A 712-nucleotide genomic window follows, 5' to 3' on the forward strand; every position below is an offset into this window, starting at 1 on the left:
TAATAGGCGTGGCCTTTTTTATTGAGCAAGAGTATTTCATCGGATTTATTTAAGAGGATGCTCTGATACTGTCTATCTCTGGCATGGGCGGTAGCTCATCTAAATGGCTCAGTCCAAAAGCATCTAAGAATTGAGACGTAGTATGCAGTAATGCCGGACGCCCTAAAGTATCTTTGTAACCATTTTCTTCAATCCAGCCTTTATCAAACAATTGACGCAATATATTGCTCGATAGCGTCACGCCGCGCACATGTTCTATATCGCTACGTGTCACCGGTTGCTTGTAAGCAATCACGCTCAAAGTCTCTAGCAAGGCTTGGCTGAGACGTTCTTGACGCTGGGGAAAGACATTCTGTATTAAGGCGCTATGGCTATCAGCGATTTGCAAACGATAACCACTGGCAGTATGATGCAAACTTAATACGCCAAGATTTAAGCGTTGCTTTAGCAGTTCTAGTGCCTGCTCTAACTTATTAGTCGTTAAGAATAAGTGTTTTTTTAAGTGATTAGTAGTTAAGGGTGCTTCTGAAGCATGAAGTAAAACTTCAATCTGTTTACTTATGTCTTCAATAGATAGTAGGTGGTCTTTAGGGTCGTCTATATCTGCCATTTCAATATAATCTTCTTCAGTTTAATGATTTTAGACTTACTATAAAGCCAGTTAGGATTATGCTAACCATTCTAACGTCAATTTTCCGAGTAAATCGATATG

General features: G+C 39.6%; 1 protein-coding gene. It reads right to left on the reverse strand.

Features of this window, described 5'->3' with window-relative positions:
- Window positions 1-49: 49 nt before the first annotated feature.
- Window positions 50-610: an SMC-Scp complex subunit ScpB gene (gene scpB / locus JMW90_RS13470; protein WP_011514075.1), complete on the reverse strand. Its 561-nt coding sequence runs from the start codon at window positions 608-610 to the stop codon at window positions 50-52.
- Window positions 611-712: the final 102 nt, after the last annotated feature.

This window comes from Psychrobacter glacincola (genome assembly GCF_904846215.1).
GTDB classification, from domain to species: Bacteria; Pseudomonadota; Gammaproteobacteria; order Pseudomonadales; family Moraxellaceae; genus Psychrobacter; species Psychrobacter glacincola.

Bases quoted from the DNA above. Each gene is read 5' to 3' on its own strand.
- scpB (WP_011514075.1), bottom strand. From the start codon at position 610: ATGGCAGATATAGACGACCCTAAAGACCACCTACTATCTATTGAAGAC.